The following is a 23,096-nucleotide window of genomic DNA, read 5'->3' as shown; positions in this document are numbered from 1 at the left end:
CCGGGATCAGTCGTGCTTCTCGGCGTACTCCTCGAGGGCACGACGGATGACGTCGGAGAGCGTCTCCCCGCGCTTCTCGGCGGCGGCGAGCGCCGAGACCCACAGATGGTCGGGGACTCGAATGGTTCTACGGGTGGTCCCGCGGCTGGGCATGGCGCAGATTGTCGGAACCTGTGTCATGACACACGTCGGGCAGAGGTGTCACGACACCCGGTCGTCGACGGTGCGGCTCAGGCGTGCTTCGCGAGGTACTCCTCGAGGGCTCGCCGGATCACGTCCGAGAGAGTCTCGCCGCGCCGTTCCGCGACGGCGAGCGCATGATTCCACAGAGGATCGGGCACACGGACCGTCCTGCGTGTGGTGCCTCTACCAGTCATGCGGAGAGTGTGGGGAGGCGTGTCATGACGTCGAAGTGGGGTCGGTGCCATGACACCCGGAGGGGTGGTTGACGACTGAGACGCACCTCACCGAGCGACCGCGCGACATCACCGGCGGATGCGTCGATCCGCGGGGCGTCACGACGTACGTTTCTCCGCATGCTCCGACGCGCCGCCCTGCTCCTGATCGTCGCGGCGTCGTCGTGGATGGCGCTGCTGCTCGTGACCCGTGAGGGTCCGTGGTCGGGGCGGGTGCTGATGTCGTTCACGCCCTCGCACGGCCTGCACGTGAGCGACCTGCCCGTCGTGGGGGTCTGGGCCGCGGTCGTCGCTGCCTGCGGGTTCCTGTGGTTCTCCGACGGCTCCTCGTCCCGGCGCTGATCCGTCCAGGTCATCCCGCCCCCAGGGGTGAGCCGCTCGACCCACGTTCGCGATCGCAACGTCGAGGTGCTTGGGTGAAGGAGTGACGTACGAGCTGCGGTTCATCGACCGCCCCGAGACCTACCCTCCTGCGCGTGGGTCGTCGAACGACCTGCTGGGCCAGCTGACTCTCGACATCGCCCAGCGCGTGGCCCGCACGACGGCCGACAGGATCGGCGAGCCGATCGAGATCCTGGAGGGCCGCTCGGGCCGCGTGGTCGAGACGGTGCAGCCCTCGGCGGCCACCGAGACCCGCATGCGCCCCGCCGTACCGGCGAGCTGACCCCTGGAGTTGGGCGAAAGTTCAACGAACTGCGGCTGGACTTGAGAGGGTGTGCGCAGACATCGCGCGCGCCTGGTCCACGGAGAGGCTTCGGGAGGTCTGACCGGCCACCCGCCCGCCTCTCCTGATGGTGATCCCCTTGTCCCTGCGCCTCCGCACGCGAGCGTCGACGATGCTCGCGCCCGCCCTCCTCGTCGCCCTCGTCGGCGTCACCGTTCCCGCCAGCGCCGACGACACCGCGCCGCCGGCTGCGACGTCCGGCCCGACCGCTGGCCCGACCGCTGGCCCGACCGCTGGCCCGACCGCCGGCCCGACCGCCGGCCCGACGGCTGGCCCGACCGCACCGGGCGGTCCCGTCGAGCCGTCCACCGACGCGCCGGCCGAGCTCCCCGGGACCACCGAGACCCCCGCGCCGGCCGAGACGCCCGCGACCGCGGCCCCACGGGTCGGCCCGAGCGCGCCCGCCACCCCGGCGCCCCGGTCGACCCCGCCGACGCCGGCGTCGCCGCTGAACATCATGATCCTGGGCGACTCCGTGACCCAGGGCTCGCGCGGCGACTACACGTGGCGCTACCGCTTCTGGCAGTACCTCACCGCGCAGGGCGTCGCCTTCGACTTCGTCGGCCCGTGGAACGGCCTGCGCTACAAGGCTCCGGACGGCTCGATCACGCACTACGCCGACGGCTACAGGGTGCCGGGCTTCGACCAGGACCACGCCTCCAAGTGGGGCCTCAAGCTGTCGGACATCCCCGGCATCGCGGGGTGGACCACGCAGTACGACGTCGACACCGTCGTGATGGCGCTCGGCGTCAACGACATGCTGATGGGCGCGACCCCGGCGGCCACCGCGCAGCTCATGGAGCAGCGCCTCGTCGAGATGCGGACGGCCAACCCCGAGCTCGACATCCTCATCGCGCCGCCGACGCAGACGTGGGTGGCCGGCGTGCCGGAGTTCACCCGGCTCCTCGGCGGCATCGCCGCGCGGCTCGACACCCCCGAGGCACGGGCCCGGGTCGCTCCGGCCCCGGCGGTCTACCAGAAGGGCGTCCACACCTGGGACAGCCTGCACCCGAACGCCGAGGGCGAGGTGCGCATCGCCCGGGCCGTCGCCGAGGGCATGGTCGACCTGGGGGTCCTGCGCCCGATCCGCCTGAAGGCGCCGACGGTGCGCATCGCGCCCTCGGCGAGGGTCATCACGTTCACGGTCGCCACCGACCCGTGGGCGGACCGGATCGAGGTGTTCGTGCGCGACCGCGCCCGCCCGTCGACCTGGCTCCCGGCGACCGTCCGGGGCAGCACCGCCACTTTCACCGGCGCGAGCGCGAGCACGCGGTACGACGTCCGGGTCATCACGTCGGCCCGCGGGGTACGGGCCCCGGTGATCACCGTGCCGTTCGCCGTGCCCGCTCCCCTGCCCGGCGTACAGGGCACGACGGCGACGTCCACGAAGGCCGACGTGGTCACCTCCAGCGCGCAGCGCGTGACCGGCGCGACCGGCTACCAGCTCTACTGGCACGCGGCGACGAACTGCACCACGAAGCCGTCGGCGGCCGGCTTCCGGCCCGTCGGGCCGCTGTCGGCCACGCCCCTCCACTCCTTCCGCACCTCGTACGGCTACGCGTGGGTCCGCTGGTACGCCGTGCGCGGCGCCGACGTGTCCCCCGGCACGGGCATGGTCTGCGTCCGGGTGCGCTGACCCGTCAGCGCGACGGGCGGTCGGCGCCCACCCACGCGACGACGCCCGACGCGATCGCGTCGGCGTAGGCCTGCTGGCCCTCCTCCGACCCCAGCAGCGCGGCGTCGTCGGCGTTGCGGAGGTTGCCCATCTCGACCATGGCGGCCGGCACCTGCGAGAGGTTGAGGGTGCCGAGGTCGCTGCGCTCGTCGAGGCCGCCCTCGACGTACGGCGCCGTGGGGAACCCGGCGGCGAGCAGCTCGTCGCGCAGCGTCGACGCCAGGGCGGCCGCCTCCGGCAGCAGGACGTCGGTGCGGGACGGCCCGTCGCCCGTGAGCGGACCGGGCGCGATCACGTGGAACCCGCGGTCCGACGCCGCCGCCCCGTCGGCGTGCAGGCTGACCAGGAGGTCCGCACCCGGTCGCCCGGCACGTCCGCGGGCGTCGACGCAGGGCCCCGACTCCTCGGCGGAGTTGGTCGTCCGCGTCAGCTCGACCGTGGCGCCCAGCTGCTCGAGCCGCGCCACCAGGCGCTGGGCGACGGCGAAGTTCACGGTGGCCTCGGGCAGGCCGTCGTCGCTCGCCGTACCCGTGGAGTTGCAGGGCTTGCGCAGCCCACCGCCGGCGTCGACCAGCTGGTTCACCAGCCGCGACTGCCGTCCGTTGCCGAGCTGGTGCCCCGGGTCGACGACGACGACGCGGCCCGCGAGCGGCAACGCGGCCGTCGGGTCCGCGGAGGGGTCGACCGACGGGGAGACCGACGGCACGGGCGGCGTCGTGGTGTCGTCGGAGGTGGGTCCGACCCGCTGCACCACGACCACGACCAGCACGACGGCGACCACGACCGCCGCGAGGGCGATCCACCGGTGACGCCCGACCGACTGCATCCCGTCACTGTGCCAGCCGGGCCCACGACCATGACAGCGCGACTGGCACAATCCCCGGCATGTCCGCGCGACCCTCCGCCCTCATCACCGGGATCACCGGCCAGGACGGCCTCTACCTCGCCGAGCTGCTGCTCGCGAAGGGGTACGACGTGCACGGGCTGATCCGCGGCAAGAACAACGCGAAGCAGGCGCTGGTCGAGGCGATCGCCCCCGGGACGGTGCTCCACAACGGCGACCTGACCGACCTGCCGAGCCTCGTGCGGGCCGTCTACGCATCGCGCCCCGACGAGGTCTACAACCTGGCGTCGATGTCGTACGTCGCGAACTCCTGGGAGAGCACGCAGCTCACGACCGAGGTGAACGCCAAGGGCGTCGTCAACGTGCTCGAGGCCGTGCGCCTCTACACCGACACCGAGCCGCAGGGCGCCCGGTTCTTCCAGGCCTCGAGCTCGGAGATGTTCGGCAAGGTGCAGGAGGTGCCGCAGCGGGAGACGACGCTGCCGTGGCCGCGCTCGCCGTACGCGGTCGCGAAGGTGTTCGGGCACCACATGACGATCAACTACCGCGAGTCGCACGGCATGCACGCCTCGTCGGGCATCCTCTTCAACCACGAGTCGCCCCGGCGCCCCGTGGACTTCGTGACCCGCAAGATCACGCGGGCCGTCGCGCGCATCAGCCTGGGCCTCCAGGACGTGCTGACGCTCGGCAACCTCGACGTGGAGCGCGACTGGGGCTTCGCCGGCGACTACGTCGAGGCCATGTGGATGATGCTGCAGCAGGAGGAGGCCGACGACTACGTGATCGCCACCGGCCAGACCCACTCGCTCCGCGATCTGCTCGACGTGGCGTTCGGCCACGTCGGGGTCGACGACTGGAGCCACCTGGTGCGGCAGGACCCGGCGTTCTTCCGACCCGCAGAGGCCAACCTGACGCTCGGCGACGCGTCGAAGGCCCGCGAGGTGCTGGGCTGGAAGCCGAAGGTCACCTTCGCCGAGCTCGTGCGGATGATGGTCGACCACGACGTCGCGGAGGCCGCACACCCGATCGGGTGAGACCACCCCTGGGTGGACTAGACCACTGCGTGCGCGCCGGTCGCAGCCCGTCGCGCCCGATACCGCAGGTCAGTGGGCCGTGATGACCAACGACACACGGATTTCACCAGGTAATCGCCGTATCGAACCCACAGCGGGTCGATCGTGGCCCACAATCGAGGAGCCCACCCTTCAGGTCGTCTCGAGGAGCTCCATGACCGTCGTCCTCGACTCAGTGGAGCGCAAGGAAGCGCGACGCGCAGCAGCCATCCCGGCCCGCCAGCGCGCGTTGTCCTACCTGCCCGCCACTGCTCTCGTCGGTGACATCGTCGTCATCTCCCTCACCGCGGTGCTCGCCACCGCGGGTCGCAACCGCCTCCCCGTCTTCCAGACGGGCGGCAGCGACGTCGCCGACCAGCTCGGCGTCGTCGGGCCGCTCATGTTCGTCGGCTGGCTCCTCGCGATCGCCGCCGGCGGCGGCTACCAGCGCTCCGTCTTCGGCGCGGGCCCGGACGAGTACCGCCGCGTCCTCAACGCGTCCCTGACGGTGGCGGCAGCGGTCGGCATCGGCTGCTACCTCGCCAAGTTCCCACTCTCGCGCGGCTTCTTCCTGCTGGCCATCGGCCTCGGCATCCCGCTGCTGCTGCTGAGCCGCTTCGCGCTGCGCCGCGCCCTCCACAAGGCCCACCGCAAGGGCCTCCTGCGCCACCGCGTCGTCATCGTCGGCCGCCCGTCGCACATCGACGAGATCGCCGCCGTGCTCAACCGCGAGACGTGGCTGGGGTACGACGTCGTGGGCGCGGCCACCCCGCTGGGCCACGTCGCCGACACGACGGGCTCGGGCATCCGGGTGCTCGGAGACGCCGACGACCTCGCCGCCGTCTCCGCCCGCGCCGAGGCCGACATCGTGTTCTTCGCCTCGGGCGCCTTCCGCACGTCGAGCGACATGCGGCGCGCGGCGTACGAGCTCGAGCAGCACCGCACCCAGGTCGTCGTCGCGCCGAGCGTCACCGACGTGGCCCGGGAGCGCGTGACGATCCGCCCCGTCGGCGGCCTGCCGCTCATGCACCTCGACCAGGCGCGCTCGGCCAAGGCGTCGCGCTGGGCCAAGCGGACCTTCGACCTCGTCGGCGCGGTGGCGCTCATCACCGTGCTCAGCCCGCTCATCGTCGTCGCCGCCGCGCGCGTGTGGGCCTTCGACCACGGCCCCATCCTGTTCCGCCAGATCCGCACCGGCCGCGACGGCGTCGAGTTCCGGTGCTTCAAGTTCCGCACGATGGTGGTGGACGCGGAGGCGCGCCTGGAGCGGCTGCACGCCGAGGCCGGCTTCGAGGGCGGGCTCTTCAAGATGAAGGACGACCCCCGCATCACGAAGCCCGGCACGTGGCTGCGCCGCTTCTCGATCGACGAGCTGCCGCAGCTGTTCAACGTGGTGCGCGGCGAGATGAGCCTCGTCGGGCCGCGCCCGCCGCTGCCGAGCGAGGTCGCGACGTACGACGACGACATGCGCCGCCGCCTGCGAGTCCTGCCCGGCATGACGGGTCTGTGGCAGGTCTCGGGCCGCTCGGACCTCTCGTGGGAAGAGGCGACCCGCCTCGACATCTACTACGTCGACAACTGGTCGATGTTGCAGGACCTCAGCATCCTGGTGCGCACGGTCGGGGCCGTCTTCGGCTCCCGCGGCGCCTACTGAGGTCCGTCCCTCCCGGACACACGGCCGGCACCCGACCCCTCTGGGGAGTGGCGGGTGCCGGTCGTGTCATGTCCGGGTGGTCACGCGGGGCGTCAGGCGAGCAGGCCCTCGAGGTAGGCGCCGTACCCGCTCTTGCGCAGCGGCTCGGCGCGGGCCCGCAGCTCGTCGTCGCTGAGGAAGCCCATCCGCCAGGCGACCTCCTCGGGGCACCCGATCTTGAGGCCCTGGCGGCCCTCGAGGGTGCGCACGAAGTTGCTGGCGTCGTTGAGGGAGTCGAACGTGCCCGTGTCGAGCCAGGCGGTGCCGCGCGGCAGGATGTCGACCTGGAGCCGCCCCTCCTCGAGGTAGATGCGGTTGAGGTCGGTGATCTCGAGCTCGCCGCGGGCGGAGGGCTTCAGGTCCTTGGCCCGCTCGACGACGTCGTTGCCGTAGAAGTACAGACCGGGCACGGCGAAGTTGCTCTTCGGGTGCGTCGGCTTCTCCTCCATCGAGGTCGCCACACCGTTGGCGTCGAAGTCGATCACGCCGTACGCCGTGGGGTCGGCCACCTGGTAGCCGAACACCGCCGCGCCGTCGAGGTCCTCGAAGCGGCGCAGGCGCGTACCGAGCCCGGGGCCGTAGAAGATGTTGTCGCCGAGCACGAGGCCGACGGTCTCGTCGCCGATGTGCTCCTCGCCGATCACGAAGGCCTGGGCGAGGCCGTCGGGGCTGGGCTGCACGGCGTACGTGATCGACACGCCCAGCTGGGAGCCGTCGCCGAGGAGGCGGTGGAACTGCTCCGCGTCGTGGGGCGTGGTGATGATGAGGATGTCGCGGATGCCCGCCAGCATCAGCGTGGTGAGCGGGTAGTAGATCATCGGCTTGTCGTAGACGGGCACGAGCTGCTTGCTCACGCCGAGCGTGATGGGGTGCAGCCGCGAGCCCGTGCCGCCGGCCAGAATGATTCCGCGCATGGACTCACTCTAGGCTGGCCGGCATGCAGCGCATCCTCGTGACCGGCGGTGCCGGGTTCATCGGCTCGAACTTCGTGCACCACGTCGTCGAGCACACCGACGCCCGGGTGACCGTCCTCGACAAGCTCACCTACGCGGCGAGCCGCGAGTCGCTCGCCGCGCTCCCCGCCGACCGGGTGTCGCTGGTGGTCGGCGACATCGCCGACGCCTCCGTCGTCGAGCCGCTCGTGGCCCAGCACGACGCGGTCGTGCACTACGCCGCGGAGTCGCACAACGACAACTCGCTCAACGACCCGAGCCCCTTCATCCAGACCAACCTCGTCGGCACGTTCGTGCTGCTCGAGGCGGTCCGCAAGGCCGGCGTGCGGTTCCACCACATCTCGACCGACGAGGTCTACGGCGACCTCGAGCTCGACGACCCCCACCGCTTCACCGAGGCGACGCCCTACACGCCGTCGTCGCCGTACTCGGCCTCGAAGGCCGGCTCCGACCACCTCGTGCGCGCCTGGGTGCGCTCCTTCGGCGTGCAGGCCACGGTGTCGAACTGCTCGAACAACTACGGGCCGTGGCAGCACATCGAGAAGTTCATCCCGCGCCAGATCACGAACGTGATCGACGGGCAGCGGCCGAAGCTGTACGGCGCCGGCCTCAACGTGCGCGACTGGATCCACGCCGACGACCACTCCTCCGCGGTCTGGACGATCCTCACGAAGGGCCGCATCGGCGAGACCTACCTGATCGGCGCCGACGGCGAGAAGAACAACCTCGAGGTCGTCGGCATGATCCTCGAGGCGTTCGGGCGCTCCGCCGACGACTTCGAGCACGTCACCGACCGCGCCGGCCACGACCTGCGCTACGCGATCGACTCCACGAAGCTGCGCACCGAGCTGGGCTGGAGCCCGGCGTACGGCGACTTCGCCGAGGGCCTCGCCCGCACGGTCGCCTGGTACCGCGACAACGAGGCCTGGTGGCGCCCCCACAAGACGGCCGTCGAGGCGACGTACGCCGCGAAGGGCCAGTAACCAAGACACGCTTCGGAAACACAGTCGGGGGACCCGGGTCTGCCGACGGCTGGACTTTTGCAATCTGCTCACACGGCCGTAGCGCCCGTGAAATAATTCGCGCATGAACACGCCCTCCCGCCGTTCCGTGCTCCGCGCTGCGGCGTGGTCCGCCCCCGCGGTCGCCGTCGTCGCGGCCGCTCCCGCCTACGCCGCCAGCACCGGCACGGAGGCGTTCGAGCTCTCCACGACACGTCCCAGCGACGGCTACGCAGCCATCACGGCTCGCAACCTGTCGGCCCGGAACACCATCAGCGTCTCGGTGACGCTCCCGTACGAGTCGGCCACCGCTCGGCGCACCACCTACAGCCGTCCGCGCATCTGGGTCCGCAGCGGAACGGGCGACCCGTCGTGGGTCATGACCGTGACGCTCGCCCCGCTCTCGCAGTCAGCCTCACCGCTCGGTGTCGGCTGGGATGCGCTCAACGGTGACGGCGGCTACGACATCATCGGTACGTCCCCCGGCCTCACGTCGCAGGCCGTGCGCGTGCCGTGGAGCTCCGGCGGCATTCCCGGCTGACGATCGCCGGCGAGCTCGGTGGTGGAACACTCTGGGGTGTGACCACCACCGAGCTCACTGTCAAGACCACCCCGATCCCGGGCCTCCTCGTCTTCCGCCTGCCCGTGCACGGCGACGCGCGCGGCTGGTTCAAGGAGAACTGGCAGCGCGCGAAGATGACGGCGCTGGGCCTGCCCGACTTCGGGCCGGTCCAGAACAACGTCTCCTACAACGCCACGCGTGGTGCCACCCGGGGCATCCACACGGAGCCGTGGGACAAGTACGTCACCGTCGCCACCGGCAGCGTCTTCGCCGCCTGGGTCGACATGCGCGAGGGCGACTCCTTCGGTGCGACGTTCTGGATCGAGGTCGACGAGTCCGTGGCCGTCTTCGTGCCCCGCGGCGTCGGCAACTCCTACCAGGCGCTCGCGGACGGCACGACGTACACGTACCTGGTCAACGACCACTACCAGGCGGGCAAGGTCTACCCGGCGCTGAACCTGGCCGACGAGACCGCCGGCATCCCGTGGCCGATCCCGCTCGCCGAGGCGGAGATCTCGGAGAAGGACCAGCACAACCCGCGCCTCGCCGACGTCGAGCCGATGGCGCCGCGCAGGACGCTCATCGTGGGCGCGAAGGGCCAGCTCGGCCGCGCCCTCCAGGCGGACTTCCCCGACGCCGACCTCGTGGACCTCGACGAGCTCGACGTCACGGACCCCGCCGCCGTGGCAGCGTGGCCGTGGAACGAGTACGGCGTCGTGCTCAACGCCGCCGCCTACACCGCGGTCGACGCTGCGGAGACGCCCGACGGGCGCATCGTCTGCTGGTCGGCGAACGCGACGGCGCCCGCGACGCTCGCCGGGCTCGCCGCCGAGCACCGGTTCACGTTGGTGCACGTCTCGAGCGACTACGTCTTCGACGGCGCCCAGTCGCTGCACACCGAGGAGGAGCCCTACTCCCCGCTCGGCGTCTACGGCCAGGCCAAGGCCGCCGGTGACATCGCGGTCGGCCTCGCGCCCCGCCACTACGTGCTCCGCACCTCGTGGGTGATCGGCGACGGCAAGAACTTCGTGCGCACGATGCAGACGCTCGCGGGCAACGGTTTCTCCCCGACGGTCGTCGCCGACCAGTTCGGCCGCCTCACGTTCACCAGCGAGCTCTCACGCGCCGTGCGCCACCTGCTGGACTCGGAGGCGCCGTACGGCACCTACAACGTCTCCGGCAGCGGCGACGTGCTCTCGTGGGCCGACTACGCCAAGCGCGTCTTCGAGCTGAGCGGCCGCTCGGCCGACGACGTCACGCCGATCACGACGGCCGAGTACGCCGCGGGCAAGACGCTCTCGCCGCGACCGGAGAACAGCGCCCTGGCGCTCGCCAAGATCGAGGCGACAGGCTTCGTGCCGCGCGACTCCCTCGAGCAGCTCGAGGAGTACGTCAGCGCCGACTAGGACGATCGGGGCGCAGCGCCCTCGGCCGAGCGGCTCAGGCGCTGGACCTGCTGCTGGGGTGTCGCCAGCGTGACGAAGCTCGTCGTCGAGCCGGGGGCCGACACCGCGAAGGTGAAGACACCCTGTCCCTGCTGCCGGTTGGTCTGATAGTTGGTCCCGAAGTAGACCCCGGTCGGGATGGCGATCGTCGACCCCGCCGGGATGGCCGCACTGTAGGTGTACGTGTAGGAGCTCGCGGCCGCGGTCGAGCTCGGCGTCCAGCCACTGGGGCTGCCCACGTAGGCCAGGCCGGGGTGACTGCCCTCCGGGTAGGAAGCACTCGGCTGGAACGTGACCACCAGGGCGAGGGTGCCGGCCGCCACCGCCGAGCTGGGTGTGATCGTGACGTCGCGCAGCACGACGTCGTAGAAGGTGCCCTGGGGGTTGGTGAAGAGCTGGGTCCCGCTCGTGCCGAGGTTGACTACCGGACCAGGCGACGCGGAGACCGCTGCCGCCGGTGCAGCGCTAGCGACCACGATGGCGGGGACCGACCAGGCGGTCGCCCCGATCACCGTGCGTCGGTTGTGGCGGACGTCAGACATGGGGGCTCCTCCGTGTGGTCGCGCGGCAGCGGCAGCCGCGCAGCACAGTATGGAGCCGGACGGCGGGCCGGGTCCGCGCTTTCGCCGAACTGTCGCGACACCCCTACCTGCGGCGCGTGACCTGGCGCAGCGCGGGGCGCACGTCGGCGAGGTAGACGAGCGCCGCGATGGTGAAGCCGAGGTTGAGGATGCTCGTGAGCAGGCCGAGCGCGATCACGAGCGTGACGAGCTGGATCGCCAGGCCGATGCCGAGGATCGTGATCCACGTCTTCTTGGGCTGCTTCATCGCGGCGTCGAACGCCTCGGCGGAGTACATGAGGGCGTTGACGAACGTGAACGCCTTCACTGCGATGAGCGCGAGCAGCAGCACGAGCATCGCCAGGCCCTGGATCTCGAAGACGTTCACGGCGACCACCCTAGACAACTAGGGTCGGGACGTCCGACCCGGAAGGAACGTCCTGTGCTCTCGCCCTCGGCCGTGGCTGCCGTGCGCGACGCTGCCCGCGCCGTCCTGGCGGGCGACGACGCCCCCGTGTTCCGGCTGCCGGCCGACGTCACGGCGGACGCGTTCGTCGAGGCGACCGACCGGCACCGGCTGATGCCGTTCTTCTCCCTGAACCTCGACCGCCTCGACCTGGCCGACGACCTGCGGGCCACGATCGCCGCCCGCGGGCAGCGCGAACGGATGCCCGCCCTGATGATGGCGCGCGAGCTGTTCCGGGCCGTCGACGCACTGAGCGACGCCGGCGTCCGCGTGCTGACCTTCAAGGGCATCGCGCTCGCCCAGCAGGCGTACGGCGACTTCACCGCCCGCGGGTCGGGCGACCTCGACCTGCTGGTGAGCCCGGACGACCTCGTCACGGCGCGTACGGCGCTCGTCGACGCCGGCTGGGCCGCCGACCCGGCCTACCCCGAGCCGGGTCCGTCGTGGGCATGGCGCTTCGTCGTCAGCAACTTCTACGAGCTGGCCTTGAGCGGGCCGACCAGCGCCATAGACCTCCACTGGGCACCCGATCCCAATCACAGCTCTCTCCCGCCCTTCGACGTGCTGTGGGGGCGACGATCGACCGTGGAGCTCGCAGGACGGCCCTTGGACACGCTCGGCAGTACCGACGCTCTGCTCCAGTCGTGCGGCCACGCCGCGAAGGACGACTGGGCGTGGCTGCGCAGCCTCGTGGACATCCACCTTCTGGCCTCCGCCCAGCATGCCCTTGGTGAACCACCCAGGCTCACGCGTGCTCAGCGAAGGTCCCTCGGGGTCGCCTTCGACGGCCTCGGAACACCACGCACCGCTCCGCCCGCAGTTCACCGGGCGGCGCGGCTCGCAGGTCACCGAAGCCTGCCCCTGGCACGGCGGCGGCAGGAGAGCGAACTCGTCACCTCCGTTGGCCGAGCCCCCGGACACGGGACTTTGATGCATCTCCGACGAGTGGGCCGCGGGGTCAGCTCGCTCGGCGACGCCCGCCGCCTGGTCGTCACGATGGTGATTCCACCCGGCACCCTCGGAGACACCACGGCGGCATCATTCACGGAAGCCCTTGGCACGTCGGCCCGGCGCCGCTCGGGACGTGCACGCCGTCGTTTCATCGACTGGGGTCGGTGGTGACCAGATAGGTCACCCACCGGACGCACGAATGCCGCGGCCCCAAAGGACCGCGGCATTCGTCGTTCAGGTGATGCAGGCGATCAGTCGCCGACCTTCTTGGCGGCCTCGGCGACGGCCTCCGTGGTCTTGGCGGCGGTCTTCTTGGCCGCGGTGCCGGTCGCCTTGGCGGTCGACTTGGTCGTGGCCGCCTTCTTGCGCGTGGTGGTGGCCGCACCCTTGGCCGGGCCGGTGGTGGCGGCCTTCTTGGCGCGGGTCGTCGCGGTCTTGGCGGTCGTCTTCGCGGCCGCCGTCGTCTTCGTAGCCGACGTCTTGGTGGCCTTGGCGCGGGACGTCGTGGTCTTGGCGGCGGACGTGGCGGCCTGCGTCGACTCCTGCTTGCGGATGCGGGAGACGAGGGTCTCGCCGCGCTTCGCGAGCTCGGTGTAGGTCTCGGTGACGGTGCCGACGTACTCGTCGCCCGCCTTCTTGGCCTTCTCGGGCAGGGCCTTCGCCTCTGCCTGCAACTCCGCGACCTTCGCCTCGATGGCGGCGCGGCGCTCCTTGGCCTCCTTGCTCAGGGCCTCGACGCGAGCGTTCACGGTCGTCAGCGCACTGTCGCGCAGGGCCTTGGGCTCGAGGTCGAACGACGTGGCCTTCTTCTGCACGTCGGCGGCCTTCGCCTGGTAGCCCTTGGCGCGGCTGGTGACGTCGCTCTGGACGCCGTCGACAGTCGTCGTGACCTTCGCCTGGGCGGAGGAGACGTACTCGCGGACGACCTCGACGGCGAGGTCGACGACGCCGGCACCGGCGTAGAGGGTCTTGGTGGCTTCGGACTTGATGTCGAACTTGGCCTTGGCCATGTTCACTCCTTCAGGGTTGTCGACCGGGTCACGGCCGAGGGGGTTGTCAGGCGTCGCGTCCCGCGTTGAGCGCCAGGAACGACGCGTAGACCTCCAGAAGGGACTGCTTCTGCCGCTCCGTGAGGTTGGGATCTGCGAGGACAGCCAGCTCGACGGAACCACCCTGGCCCTCCGGAGGGCTGGTGATGCCGGCCCGGAGGTAGAGCTGCTCGGCGGAGATGCGCAGTGCCTTGGCGATCTGGGTGAGCACCTCGGCGGACGGCTTGCGCAGTCCCCGCTCGATCTGGCTGAGGTACGGGTTCGACACGCCTGCCTGCTCGGCGAGCTGCCTCAGTGAGAGCTGCGCAGAGGTGCGCTGCTCCTTGAGGTACTCCCCCAACGTCTCGACGGTCTTGCCGACCTTGCCCTTGGACATGAGTTCCATGGTGCTAACTCTAGCTAGCACAATCAAGGGGCTCGTGGGTGACGACGCCCACACGGCAGTCGAACATCCCAATGGTGACCAGGGATTCGACTGCGAGCACGCTGCTAGCACCTGCTCGCACCTGGGGTGGGGGGTCCGGGGCGTCGAAACTCGCCGGAAATCTTGACCTGATCATGCTTTGAACCCTGACAGTGGTCGTGCAACAGTGGATCTCGGAGCGACGCCGGGAACCCGGGACCCTGACATCCGGTCGACCGCGAGCTCTGAGTGGAGCCGCCCTGCTGAACCCCAGAGAGCAGGGCGGCTCCGTTATGTCCTGAGCGCCCCGCCCACGGCGGAGATGCCTCAGAAGGTCGCCCGCACCTCTCCGACGGCGACGCCCCCACCGAGCAGTTCGTGGCGACCCGTGCCTCGCAGCGCCGCGCCGTCGACCCCGTCGACGGCGTCGACGCCGAACCGCACCAGCGTGGCCGCCATGACGACCGGACGGGCCCGAGCGCCGCCGTCCTCGATCTTCAACGCGTAGGCCGAGCCGTCGGGCAGGGCCACGACGTAGCAGGCCTCGGCCCCGGCCTTCCCGATCGCGCCCGGGATGGCGGTGAGGAGCGTGAGCTCGTCACGGCGGGTGCCCGAGACGTTCGCGGGGTGGCTGCGGATCGCCTCCGCGATGCGCTGCTCCGGGCCCTCGGTGGCCACGGCCAGCGTGCGGAAGGCGCGGGCGAGGCCCGGCAGCGAGGTCGAGAGCAGCGGCGCCCCGCACCCGTCGACGGCGACCGTGACGACGTCCTCGCCGGTGATCGCGGCGAACGTCGTGGCGATCTGGCGCTGCAGCGGGTGGCCGGTCTCGAGGTAGGTCGCGGTGTCCCAGCCGTTGACGACGCAGGTGGCGAGCATCGCGGCATGCTTGCCCGAGCAGTTCATGAGGACGGGCGCCTTGTGGCCGCCGGTGCGGATCACGGCCTCCCGGGCCTCGTCGTCGAGCGGGTAGTCGGCCGGGGTCTGGAGCGCCGACTCGTCGAGCCCGGCGCCGGCGAGGATGCGTCGTACACCCTCGATGTGGAACGGCTCGCCGGAGTGGGACGCGCAGGCGAGGGCGAGCAGGTCGGGCGGCAGGTCGAGGCCCGCCTGCAGCATGCCGAGGGCCTGTACGGGCTTGTTGCAGGAGCGCGGGAGGATCGCGGAGGTCGCGTCGCCCATCGACCAGTCGACGGCGCCGTCGGGGCTCAGGGCGACCACCGACCCGCGGTGGACCCCTTCGACGAACCCGGAGCGGACGATCTCGGCGACGATCTCGGGAGCAGGCATGCGACGAGTCTAGGGAGCACCCGCACCGAGTTCCGCCGCGCACCGACCTCCCGGCACTAGAGTCCGAGACGTGCCAGAGCGCTTCGAGCCACCCGTCATCGACCTCACCCGGGCCCCCGGCGCGCGCGAGGCGTGGGACCGCCCCCTCCGGGTCGTCCTCGCCTGGGCCTTCGTGGAGCGGCTGCTCGTCACGAACGCCTTCCAGATCAGCTCCCGGCTGCGGATCGCCGTGCTGCGACGCTTCGGCGCGGAGATCGGCGAGCACGTGATCATGCGGCCGGGGCTCCGCGTGAAGTTCCCGTGGAAGCTGGTGGTCGGGGCGCACTCCTGGATCGGCGAGGACGTGTGGATCCACAACCAGGACCGCGTGGTGGTCGGTCACGACGTGGTGCTCAGCCAGGGCACCTTCATCACCACGGGCTCGCACGCCCACCGTCGCGACATGGCGCTGATCACCCGGCCGGTCGTCGTCGAGGACGGCGCCTGGGTCACGTCGCGCTGCATGCTGCTCGGCGGCGTCACCGTCGGGCGCTCCGCCCTCGTCACGCCGAACACGGTCGTGAAGGAGGACGTGCCCGCGAACGCCGTCTACGGCGCGCCGACCGCCACGGTGCTCGGGGACCGCTTCTCGCCGAGCAGCGACATCGTCCAGTCGTAGTACTGCTCGACCGCCGCGGTCTTGCTGAGGTAGGTCTCGGCGTAGACGGGGCCGCGTGCACCGGTGCCCTCGTCGTCCCGGCCCAGGCGCAGCACCTCGTCGAGGAGAGCGGCCGGGTCGGCCGGCGGGACGACCGAACCGGCACCGCTGTCGTACACGTCGAAGGCGGCCGCGCTGCGCTCGGAGGTGGCCGCCACGACGGGCCGGCCGGAGGCGAAGTAGGACGTCAGCTTCGAGGGCGCGCACATCTCCTCGAGACCCGCGCGCTCGTTGAGCACGAGCACGTCGGCGGCGCCGAGCACGTCGGGGAAGCCCTCGCCGGGCAGCGGGTCGACGAACGTCAGGCTGCGGATGCCCTGCGCGCGCCGCTCCAGGGCCGCGCGCTGGTTGCCGTCGCCGAGGAGCACGAACCGGATCTTGTCGCCGCGGCTGTCGGCCAGGCGCGCCGCGTCGACGACGTTCTCGAGGCCCTGCTTGGCGCCCATGTTGCCGGCGTGCAGGGCGACGACCTCGTCGCCCCAGCCGAGCTCGGCACGCACGTCGGCCGCGGTGCGGGCCGCCGGCTTGATGTGGGTCCAGTTGCGGGCGACCGTGAGCTGCTGGCGCGGCACGCGCAGCTGGTTCTGCAGCACGCCGGCCATGCGCTCGTGGATCGTGACGACGCCGGCGGCGCGGCGCAGCAGCCGGCTCTCGAGCGCGAGCACGGCCTGGTCGACGCGCCCACCGAAGAGTCCGAGCTCGGCGACGGCCCGCGAGTAGACGTCCTGCACCTGCACGCCGACCGGCACGCGCCAGCGGCGCGCGAGCAGCTGGGCGGAGGCCACCGAGAGGAGGCTGGGGCTGATCGCCACGATCACGTCGGGCCGGTCGACCTTGGCCGCGACGGCCCGTGCGGCGAACGTGGCCTCGCTCAGGATGCGGGAGGCCCCGGTCGGGTTGCCCGGCACGTAGTGCTGCAGGCGGGTGACCTTGAGGCCGGGCTGGTCGTCGTCGACGCGCCACCCGCCGTGGCCGTCCTGTACCCGCCATTGGGGATAGTGCGGGTGAGCCGTGACGACCTGGACGTCCATGTGTTCCGCTAGGCCCTCGGCCAGACCGGTGGTGTACGGCGCGTTGCCCGTCGGCTCGGGGGCGTAGTTCAGCCCGATGATCAGGGCGCGGGGACGACGCATGTGGCTCCTCGAGATGGCGAACGACCGGTCAATGGGCCAGACGACGGTGTCGCCCCCCATCCTGGCAGGATATGAGGGTGCAGACGGCCATTCCGCAACATTGCCCCTCCGCACGTGAGCAAGATGACCTCGAGCTGATGATCGCGGGAGTGGCTCCGCCGACCTTCTTCAACGGCGTCTCCCTCCATCTCCCGCCCGAGCTGGCCTCGGCGGAGGAGATCGAGCTCGTCGATCCCGAGGGTGCCCCGCTGGCGCGCGTCACCCCCCAGGTCGTCGACGGCGAGGTGTGGGGCTGGCAGGTCGCGCCGCTGGGGCGGCCGTCGTACGGGCCCTTCCGCCGTCTCCGCCTGACGGCCGACGAGGTGCAGGAACGCTTCGGCGACGCCATCCGCGTGCCCGTCGAGGAGCCCCTCACCGTCAGCCAGCTCGGCGAGCTCTCCGCGGCCGACACCGACATCGTGCTGCTGCTGCTCGCCGGCGTCGGCTGGCCGACGTCCACCACACCGCTCGACCTCGTGCGCTCGACGCTCGAGGCGACCGGTGAGTTCGCGCACGTGCATGCCGTGGTCGTGCCCCTGGCCCGGCACGACCACCCGGACACCGACGCCGACCTGCGCGAGCGGGCGCTCGCCGCCTACACCGGCGAGGGCACGCTGATCGAGCTCCCGGCGGGCGACGGCCCGCTCGCCGCCCGGGTGGCCTCCGGCGCCCCGAGCGCACCCGGCGTCGTCGTGCTGTTCACCGGGCTCTCGGGCAGCGGCAAGTCGACCATCGCGCGCGCCCTCACCGACCACGTGCTCGAGACGACGGGTCGCACGGTCACGAGCCTCGACGGCGACGTCGTGCGCCGCAACCTCTCCGCCGGGCTGACGTTCTCGCCGGCCGACCGCGAGACCAACATCCGACGCATCGGCTGGGTGGCGGCCGAGGTCGCGCGCCACGGCGGCCTGGCGATCTGCAGCCCGATCGCTCCGTACGCCGCGACCCGCGACGACGTACGACGCATGGTCACGGACGCCGGGGGCGAGCTCTTCCTCGTGCACGTCGCGACGCCCGTCGAGGAGTGCGAGCGACGCGACCGCAAGGGTCTCTACGCGAAGGCCCGCGCCGGCGAGATCCCCGACTTCACGGGCATCTCCGCGCCGTACGAGGAGCCGACCGACGCCGACGTCGTCGTCGACACCACCGGCCGCAGCGTCGACGACGCCCTCGGCGACGTGCTGGCGGGACTGGAGCGGCGGGGGCTGCTGACCCACCCGGCGGAGACCGTGGTTTCGAGACGGCCGCAGGCGGCCTCCTCAACCACCGACACCGTCGCGGTGGTTGAGGAGGTTGCGCAGCAACCGTCTCGAAACCCCGCGCCCGTTCCGCCGCTCCCACCCCTCAAGGTCCTCGTCGTCTGCACGGCGAACATCTGCCGCTCGCCCTACATGGAGCTGGTGCTGCGCGAGCAGGTCGGTGACGCGGTCGAGGTGGTCGGGGCGGGCACGCACGGCTTCACCCAGCACCCCATGGACGAGCAGATGGCCGCCCAGGCGCGGGACCGCGGCCTCGACCCGACCGAGTTCCGCAGCCGTCCGCTCACCCGGCAGCTCGTCGACGAGGCCGACCTGGTGCTGACCGCGGAGAGCCGTCACCGCTCCCACATCCTCGACGAGCAGCCGGGCGCGTTCCGCAAGGTGTTCACGCTCGGCCAGTTCGCGCGGGGGGTCGCGCAGGTGGGGGCGGCCGACCTGCCCGCTCGCGAGGTCGTGGCCCTCATCGGCGCCAACCGGCCCGCAGCCGACCCGGCGGTCGACGTCTCCGACCCGTACCGCCGCGGGCCCGAGGCGGCGGCCGCCTGCGCGTCGTACATCGACGGGCTCGTGACGCAGATCGCGCCCGCGCTCGGCCGCCGCTGACCCACGCCGTACCCGGGGCCCGTCGGCAGCCACTACGCTCGCTCCCATGAAGATCGCCGTTGCCGGCATGGGCTACGTGGGCCTCTCCAACGCCGTCGTCCTCGCCCAGCACCACGAGGTCGTGGCCGTGGAGGTCGACCCGTCGAAGGTCGAGCAGGTCAACCGCCGCGAGTCGCCGATCGAGGACGTCGAGCTCGAGGACTACCTCGGCACGCACGAGCTCGACCTCACCGCCACCTCCGACAAGGCGGCGGCGTACGTCGGCGCGACGTTCGTGATCGTGGCGACGCCCACGAACTACGACGAGGTCAACAACTACTTCGACACGAGCACGGTCGAGAGCGTCATCGACGACGTGCTGGCGGTGAACGCGGACGCCTCGATCATCATCAAGTCGACGGTGCCGGTCGGCTTCACCTCCCGCATCCGCGAGGAGCACCCGGGCGCCTCGATCATCTTCTCCCCGGAGTTCCTCCGCGAAGGTCGCGCGCTCTACGACAACCTGCACCCGTCGCGCATCGTCGTGGGCGACACGGGCGAGCGCGGCCGGCTGTTCGCCGAGCTGCTCACCGAGGGCGCGCTCGACGACGACATCCCGACGCTCTTCACCGACTCGACCGAGGCGGAGGCGATCAAGCTGTTCGCCAACACCTACCTCGCGCTGCGCGTCGCCTACTTCAACGAGCTCGACACGTACGCCGCGATGCACGGGCTGAACTCGAAGCAGATCATCGAGGGCGTCGGGCTCGACCCGCGGATCGGCGCGCACTACAACAACCCGTCGTTCGGGTACGGCGGCTACTGCCTGCCGAAGGACACCAAGCAGCTGCAGGCGAACTACCAGGACGTGCCGCAGAACCTCATCAGCGCGATCGTCGAGGCCAACACGACGCGCAAGGACTTCATCGCCGACGACATCCTGCGACGCCGCCCGGCGACGGTGGGCGTCTACCGGCTGATCATGAAGTCGGGCTCCGACAACTTCCGCGCCTCGAGCATCCAGGGCGTCATGAAGCGCCTCAAGGCGAAGGGCGTCGAGGTCGTGGTCTACGAGCCCGCGCTCGAGGACGAGCTGTTCTACAACTCCGAGGTGATCGCCGACCTCGACGAGTTCAAGAAGCGCGCCGACGTGATCATCGCCAACCGTCGCACCGACGTGCTGGCCGACGTGGCGGAGAAGGTCTACACGCGCGACATCTACGGCCGCGACTGACGCTCGTCCGCTCGTCCGCGAGCGGGACGCTCAGCGCTGGACGGCCGGCACCGCTCCGCGCCGGGCGAAGTCGTCGCTGATCGCGGCGGCCGCGCTCAGCAGCTGCGGCAGGTGCTCGTCGAGCAGCTTCTCCACGCTGGTCTCGGCCGCGTGCACCGTCACGTTCATCGCCGCCACGACGGTGCCGTCGGCGCCACGCAGCGGCGCCGCCACCGAGCGCACGCCGGCCGCCAGCGCCTCGTCGGTCAGGCACCATCCGCGCTCGCGGGTCTCCGCCAGCTCGCGCTCGAGCTCGGCGCGGTCGGGCGTGTGGCGCACCGCCACCCCCGAGCGGCTGGGCTCGGTGATCGCGGCGTCGACCTCGGCGGGCTCGAGCGCTGCGAGCAGCACCTTGCCCATCGACGTGGAGGCGACCGGGAACCGCGTGCCGATGGTGACGCTGAGCGCGATGATCTTCGGCACCGCCACGCGCGCCACGTAGAGGATGTCGCCGCCGTCGAGCTGCGCGATGGACGACGACTCGCCGGTGCGCTCGACCAGGGCCTCCATGTGCGGACGCGCGACGTCCCACAGGCCCGTGGAGTGCACGTAGGCCATGCCCAGCTCGACCACCCGCGGGGTGAGGGAGAACCCGGCGCGCGAGGAGCGCACGTAGCCCAGCTCCTCGAGGGTGAGCAGGATGCGACGGACCGTCGGGCGCGCCAGACCGGTGCGCGCCGCGACCTCCGACATCGACAGCGCCGGCTGGGCGGCGTCGAAGGCCTTGATCACGTCGAGCCCGCGCGCGAGCGCCTCGATGAAGTCCGGTCCGTTGCCACGGCTGGCCATCGCCTCCGCCTCCCCTCGTCGTAGGTCTCCTGGGCTCGTCGGATCCTAGGCCAGTCGATGCCCGGTGCCGCCGCCCGAGCAGGACCTCTTGACACCCCGTCGTGGCGCCCGTCACAGTAGGAACAGAAAACGGACAAGTGACCGCCTGACGGACAAGGACGAATCGAACCGATGACGGACAGCTCCCGCGGACCCCTCGACGGGCTCCTCGTCGCGGACTTCTCGCGCATCCTCGCCGGCCCCTACGCCACGATGCTGATGGCCGACCTGGGCGCCGAGGTGGTCAAGGTCGAGGGTCCGGGCGGCGACGACACCCGCACCTGGATGCCCCCGGTGCGTGACGAGGTCTCGACCTACTACCTGAGCGTCAACCGCAACAAGCGGTCGATCGCCCTCGACCTCAAGGACCCCGCCGACCTCGCCGTCGCCCACGACCTCGCCCGGCGCGCCGACATCGTGGTGGAGAACTTCCGCCCCGGCGGGCTCGCGAAGTACGGCCTCGACTACGAGTCCGTCAGCGCCCGCAACGAGCGCGTCGTGTACGCCTCGATCAGCGGCTTCGGCTCCGGTGGCGGCGCCCACCTGCCGGGCTACGACCTGATGGTGCAGGCGATGTCGGGCCTGATGAGCCTCACCGGGGACCCCGAGGGCCCGCCGTACCGCGCGGGCATCTCGGTGTTCGACGTGATGACCGGCATGCACGCGCTGGTCGGCGTGCTGGCCGCGCTCCACGAGCGGCACGCGTCGGGGCGCGGGCAGCACATCGAGGTCAACCTGCTCTCCTCGGCCCTCTCGGGCCTGGTGAACCAGTCGGGCGCGTACGTCGCCGGCGGCACGACGCCGCACCGCATGGGCAACGCGCACCCGTCGCTGTTCCCCTACGAGCCCCTGCCCGCCTCCGACGGCGACATCATCGTCATCGCGGGCAACGACCGGCAGTTCGCCGCGCTCACCCGGGCCCTCGGCGCCCCGGAGCTGGTCGACGACCCGCGCTTCGCGCACAACGAGGACCGCACCGCCCACCGCGAGGAGCTGCGCCCGCTGCTCGAGGAGCTGCTCGCCCGGCGCACCAAGGCGGAGTGGTTCGAGGTCCTCTCCGACGCCGGTGTCGCCTCCGGCCCGATCAACTCGATCGCCGAGGGCGTGGCCTTCGCCGACAGCCTGGGTCTCGAGCCCGTCGTCGAGGTCGGGGACGGCGACGCGGCCGTGCCGCTGGTGCGCCACCCGATCCGCTTCTCGCGCTCCGAGGCCCGCTACGAGCTCGCCCCACCCTCGCTCGACCAGCAGGGCGCCGAGGTGCGCGCGTGGCTGCAGCGCCTGGCCGAGGAGGACGCGCGATGAGCGAGCTGCGCTTCCCGACCTCGCTCGGCATGTCGACCACCTCGACCATCACCCTGCTCGGCGACGACCTCGCCGGCGACCTGATGGGCAAGATCGGCCTGACCGAGCTGGTGTTCCGCATGGTCACGCTGCGCACGCCCACCCCGGGCCAGGTGCGCATGCTCGACGCCTGCCTCCTGGCGCTGGCCGACCACGGCTTCACGCCCACCGCGATCGCCGCGCGGCTGACCTTCCTCAGCGCGCCCGACTCGGTGCAGGGCGCCATGGCCGCCGGCCTGCTCGGCGGCGGCTCGCGCTTCCTCGGCGTCACCGAGGACTGCGGGCAGTTCCTGCACGCGGTCGTCGAGGGCCTCGACGAGCTGCCCGCCGACGACGCCGGGTGGGACGACGTGGCGCGGGAGGTGGTGGGCTCCGCCCGCGCCGAGCGGCGCACCATCCCCGGGCTGGGCCACCCCGTGCACAAGGAGCTCGACCCGCGCACCCCGGCGCTCGTCGGCATCGCCCGCGAGGAGGACACCTACGGCCCGCACCTCGCGCTGTTCGAGGCGATCGGACGGGTGCACCCCGAGTTCATCGGTCGCCGACTGGTGCTCAACGGCGCCGGCGTCGTCGGTGCGGCGCTGGCCGACCTCGAGCTGCCGATGCCGCTGCTGCGCGGCTTCGCCCTGCTCGCCCGCGCGGCCGGACTGCTCGGCCAGCTCGCCGAGGAGCTGCGCAACCCGGTCGGCATGGACGTCTACCTCGCCGTCGAGCACAACGCCGTCTTCGTCCCGCCCGAGGACGCCCTCGCCGCGCAGGAGCAGGCGCGCGAGGAGCCCTCGACGTGACCGCGACCGTCGATGTCGGACCGGTCAGCTGCGCCGCCGCCGTCCCACCCCTTCTCCCGCGTCGCCGCGCTCTGC

General features: G+C 71.6%; 24 protein-coding genes. 14 read left to right on the top strand and 10 right to left on the bottom strand.

Annotation, left to right across the window (positions count from 1 at the left end; genetic code table 11):
- Positions 1–6: 6 nt before the first annotated feature.
- Positions 7–153 (bottom strand): hypothetical protein, encoded by a 147-nt coding sequence (locus tag K329_RS31010; protein ID WP_157571792.1) that lies wholly within the window; start codon positions 151–153, stop codon positions 7–9.
- Positions 154–536: 383 nt separating this feature from the next.
- On the opposite strand from K329_RS31010, the gene K329_RS0116240 reads away from it, so the two are divergent.
- From K329_RS0116240 to K329_RS0116230, 3 genes are all read left to right on the top strand, one after another.
- Positions 537–758 carry a hypothetical protein gene (locus K329_RS0116240; protein ID WP_028473877.1) on the top strand — a complete coding sequence of 74 codons (222 nt, stop codon included), beginning with the start codon at positions 537–539 and terminating at the stop codon, positions 756–758.
- 70 nt (positions 759–828) lie between these two features.
- Positions 829–1,080, top strand: a complete 252-nt coding sequence (locus K329_RS0116235) for a hypothetical protein (RefSeq protein ID WP_157571791.1) — start codon at positions 829–831, stop codon at positions 1,078–1,080.
- Between the two features lie 127 nt (positions 1,081–1,207).
- A complete protein-coding gene (locus K329_RS0116230; protein ID WP_028473875.1) occupies positions 1,208–2,776 on the top strand; it encodes a GDSL-type esterase/lipase family protein in 1,569 nt (522 codons plus the stop codon).
- Between the two features lie 4 nt (positions 2,777–2,780).
- Here K329_RS0116230 and K329_RS27360 read toward each other — a convergent pair whose 3' ends face one another.
- Positions 2,781–3,641 carry an N-acetylmuramoyl-L-alanine amidase gene (locus K329_RS27360; protein WP_052337002.1) on the bottom strand — a complete coding sequence of 287 codons (861 nt, stop codon included), beginning with the start codon at positions 3,639–3,641 and terminating at the stop codon, positions 2,781–2,783.
- Between the two features lie 59 nt (positions 3,642–3,700).
- Here K329_RS27360 and K329_RS0116220 point away from each other — a divergent pair, with 59 nt between their 5' ends.
- Positions 3,701–4,693: a GDP-mannose 4,6-dehydratase gene (locus tag K329_RS0116220; RefSeq protein WP_028473874.1), complete on the top strand. Its 993-nt coding sequence runs from the start codon at positions 3,701–3,703 to the stop codon at positions 4,691–4,693.
- A gap of 193 nt (positions 4,694–4,886) precedes the next feature.
- Positions 4,887–6,365 carry a sugar transferase gene (locus tag K329_RS0116215; protein ID WP_052337001.1) on the top strand — a complete coding sequence of 493 codons (1,479 nt, stop codon included), beginning with the start codon at positions 4,887–4,889 and terminating at the stop codon, positions 6,363–6,365.
- A 92-nt stretch (positions 6,366–6,457) separates the two neighbouring features.
- Here the strand turns inward: K329_RS0116215 and rfbA are convergent, their stop codons facing one another.
- Positions 6,458–7,318, bottom strand: coding sequence for a glucose-1-phosphate thymidylyltransferase RfbA (rfbA, locus tag K329_RS0116210; protein ID WP_028473872.1), 861 nt, complete (start codon positions 7,316–7,318; stop codon positions 6,458–6,460).
- 23 nt (positions 7,319–7,341) lie between these two features.
- On the opposite strand from rfbA, the gene rfbB reads away from it, so the two are divergent.
- The 3 genes from rfbB (at position 7,342) to K329_RS0116195 (ending at position 10,326) form a co-directional block, all read left to right on the top strand.
- Complete coding sequence (gene rfbB / locus K329_RS0116205) at positions 7,342–8,340, top strand: dTDP-glucose 4,6-dehydratase (RefSeq protein ID WP_028473871.1); 999 nt, start codon at positions 7,342–7,344, stop codon at positions 8,338–8,340.
- A 103-nt stretch (positions 8,341–8,443) separates the two neighbouring features.
- The gene (locus K329_RS0116200; RefSeq protein WP_043643977.1) at positions 8,444–8,899 is read left to right on the top strand and encodes a hypothetical protein; all 456 of its coding nucleotides are present in this window, start codon (positions 8,444–8,446) and stop codon (positions 8,897–8,899) included.
- Positions 8,900–8,937: 38 nt separating this feature from the next.
- Complete coding sequence (locus tag K329_RS0116195; protein WP_028473869.1) at positions 8,938–10,326, top strand: sugar nucleotide-binding protein; 1,389 nt, start codon at positions 8,938–8,940, stop codon at positions 10,324–10,326.
- Here the strand turns inward: K329_RS0116195 and K329_RS0116190 are convergent.
- On the bottom strand, positions 10,323–10,907 hold the full coding sequence (locus K329_RS0116190) for a hypothetical protein (RefSeq protein WP_028473868.1): 585 nt from the start codon (positions 10,905–10,907) through the stop codon (positions 10,323–10,325). The two genes, K329_RS0116195 and K329_RS0116190, sit on opposite strands and share 4 nt — an antisense overlap.
- 103 nt (positions 10,908–11,010) lie before the next feature.
- Positions 11,011–11,313, bottom strand: a complete 303-nt coding sequence (locus K329_RS27355) for a DUF2516 family protein (RefSeq protein ID WP_157571789.1) — start codon at positions 11,311–11,313, stop codon at positions 11,011–11,013.
- A gap of 126 nt (positions 11,314–11,439) precedes the next feature.
- Between K329_RS27355 and K329_RS0116180 the strand changes: the two genes are divergently transcribed.
- On the top strand, positions 11,440–12,513 hold the full coding sequence (locus K329_RS0116180) for a nucleotidyltransferase family protein (protein ID WP_157571788.1): 1,074 nt from the start codon (positions 11,440–11,442) through the stop codon (positions 12,511–12,513).
- An 80-nt stretch (positions 12,514–12,593) separates the two neighbouring features.
- Here K329_RS0116180 and K329_RS29725 read toward each other — a convergent pair whose 3' ends face one another.
- From K329_RS29725 to K329_RS0116165, 3 genes are all read right to left on the bottom strand, one after another.
- Entirely contained in the window at positions 12,594–13,352 is a 759-nt protein-coding gene (locus K329_RS29725; protein ID WP_157571787.1) for a hypothetical protein, read from the bottom strand.
- A 46-nt stretch (positions 13,353–13,398) separates the two neighbouring features.
- Positions 13,399–13,776: a helix-turn-helix domain-containing protein gene (locus K329_RS27345; protein ID WP_281169824.1), complete on the bottom strand. Its 378-nt coding sequence runs from the start codon at positions 13,774–13,776 to the stop codon at positions 13,399–13,401.
- Positions 13,777–14,121: 345 nt separating this feature from the next.
- The gene (locus K329_RS0116165) at positions 14,122–15,081 is read right to left on the bottom strand and encodes an asparaginase (RefSeq protein WP_028473866.1); all 960 of its coding nucleotides are present in this window, start codon (positions 15,079–15,081) and stop codon (positions 14,122–14,124) included.
- Positions 15,082–15,151: 70 nt separating this feature from the next.
- Here K329_RS0116165 and K329_RS0116160 point away from each other — a divergent pair, with 70 nt between their 5' ends.
- Entirely contained in the window at positions 15,152–15,739 is a 588-nt protein-coding gene (locus K329_RS0116160) for an LbetaH domain-containing protein (protein WP_028473865.1), read from the top strand.
- Here K329_RS0116160 and K329_RS27340 read toward each other — a convergent pair.
- Entirely contained in the window at positions 15,670–16,911 is a 1,242-nt protein-coding gene (locus K329_RS27340) for a glycosyltransferase (protein WP_043643974.1), read from the bottom strand. The genes K329_RS0116160 and K329_RS27340 overlap by 70 nt on opposite strands.
- A 149-nt stretch (positions 16,912–17,060) precedes the next feature.
- On the opposite strand from K329_RS27340, the gene cysC reads away from it, so the two are divergent.
- Both cysC and K329_RS0116145 read left to right on the top strand, forming a co-directional pair.
- On the top strand, positions 17,061–18,812 hold the full coding sequence (cysC, locus tag K329_RS0116150) for an adenylyl-sulfate kinase (RefSeq protein ID WP_245596581.1): 1,752 nt from the start codon (positions 17,061–17,063) through the stop codon (positions 18,810–18,812).
- A 46-nt stretch (positions 18,813–18,858) separates the two neighbouring features.
- On the top strand, positions 18,859–20,025 hold the full coding sequence (locus tag K329_RS0116145; RefSeq protein WP_028473863.1) for a nucleotide sugar dehydrogenase: 1,167 nt from the start codon (positions 18,859–18,861) through the stop codon (positions 20,023–20,025).
- A gap of 30 nt (positions 20,026–20,055) precedes the next feature.
- Here K329_RS0116145 and K329_RS0116140 read toward each other — a convergent pair whose 3' ends face one another.
- The gene (locus K329_RS0116140; protein ID WP_028473862.1) at positions 20,056–20,853 is read right to left on the bottom strand and encodes an IclR family transcriptional regulator domain-containing protein; all 798 of its coding nucleotides are present in this window, start codon (positions 20,851–20,853) and stop codon (positions 20,056–20,058) included.
- A gap of 171 nt (positions 20,854–21,024) precedes the next feature.
- Between K329_RS0116140 and K329_RS0116135 the strand changes: the two genes are divergently transcribed.
- Positions 21,025–22,194, top strand: a complete 1,170-nt coding sequence (locus tag K329_RS0116135; protein ID WP_157571786.1) for a CaiB/BaiF CoA transferase family protein — start codon at positions 21,025–21,027, stop codon at positions 22,192–22,194.
- Positions 22,191–23,021: a citryl-CoA lyase gene (locus tag K329_RS27335; RefSeq protein ID WP_052336999.1), complete on the top strand. Its 831-nt coding sequence runs from the start codon at positions 22,191–22,193 to the stop codon at positions 23,019–23,021. Before K329_RS0116135 ends, K329_RS27335 begins: the two co-directional genes overlap by 4 nt.
- Positions 23,022–23,096: the final 75 nt, after the last annotated feature.

Origin of the sequence: Nocardioides alkalitolerans DSM 16699 (assembly GCF_000426525.1) — a bacterium.
Lineage (GTDB): Bacteria > Actinomycetota > Actinomycetes > Propionibacteriales > Nocardioidaceae > Nocardioides > Nocardioides alkalitolerans.
This window is presented reverse-complemented; position numbering and strand designations above follow the sequence as displayed.